Raw genomic sequence first — 1,091 nt, forward strand, 5'->3', positions numbered from 1 at the left:
GTCGGCATCCATGGCGAGCCCGGCCGCCGGCGCGATGCGCTGAAAAGCGCCGATGCGATCGCGCAGGAGATTTGCGCCGCGATCCTCGGCGATCTCGGCGACAAAGCGAAAGGCCCGGCGCTGCTGTTCGTCAACGGCTTCGGCGGCACGCCGCTGATGGAACTCTATCTGATGTACAACAGCGCACGGCTAATCTTCGAGAAGCATGGCGTGACGGTGACCCGTTCGCTGGTCGGCTCCTACGTCACCTCGCTCGATATGGCCGGCTGCTCGATCACGCTGACCATGCTCGACGACGAGACGACCGCATTCTGGGACGCGCCGGTACACACTGCGGCGCTGCGCTGGGGCATGTAAAAGCTGGCTTACATTAGGCTTTTCTGCAACCATTCCTGACTTGCTCGCAATGCTAGCTGGGTTGATGCTGCCACCGCTTACTTCCGCCGAAGAAAGACTCTTGCTGCGCTTCGCTGACCCCGAGGCGGCGGCAGGCGGCGAAGATTTGTCGGCAAAGACGCTGACGGCGCTGCTCGACAATGCCGAGTTTCACGGCGTGCTGCCGATCATGTTGCGCAAGCTCAGCGGGGACGCGCGGCTGCCAGCGGATGCCGACCTGCACGGCAAGCTGGAGGATCTGCGCCAGAAGGCAACGATCGCCACCGGCCAGTCGATGCTGTTGAAGTATCATGGCGACCGCATCATGAAGGGATTGGCGGCGGACAATATTCCGGCGCGGATCGTCAAGGGACCCGTCTTCGCGCGAAAGCTCTACCGCAACGTCGCCGACAGGCCCTTCACCGACATCGACATCCTGGTCGAACCCGCCAATCTGGCCAGGGCAAACCAGGTGATCGCGGCATGCGGCTTCGAGCTTGGCAGCAACGAGGCCGAATCCTACGAATTGCAGGAATTCAAATGGCTGGAAAAAGAGAATTCCAGCCTGCTGGTCGAACTGCATGGCGACCTCGTGCATGACACCGGCATGCGGCGGCGCCTGTCGCTGGGTTTCCCTGAATTGCGCGCCATCGACGGCGAAGCCACGGACACGCCGGCGGCTCTTCTAACGATCGCCATCGTGCACGCCGCCGGCG

2 protein-coding genes are annotated in these 1,091 nt (G+C 62.6%); both read left to right on the forward strand.

The genetic code is table 11. The features are described 5' to 3' along the window. Window positions 1-357: dihydroxyacetone kinase subunit DhaK (locus tag EN991_RS37350; RefSeq protein WP_206519349.1), on the forward strand; the 357-nt coding region annotated here is incomplete at its 5' end. A gap of 64 nt (window positions 358-421) precedes the next feature. Next, on the forward strand, window positions 422-1,091 hold a 670-nt coding region (locus EN991_RS37355), incomplete at its 3' end, for a nucleotidyltransferase family protein (protein ID WP_164769711.1).

It is taken from the genome of Mesorhizobium sp. M7A.F.Ca.US.005.03.2.1 (genome assembly GCF_003997795.1).
Classification (GTDB): domain Bacteria; phylum Pseudomonadota; class Alphaproteobacteria; order Rhizobiales; family Rhizobiaceae; genus Mesorhizobium; species Mesorhizobium ciceri.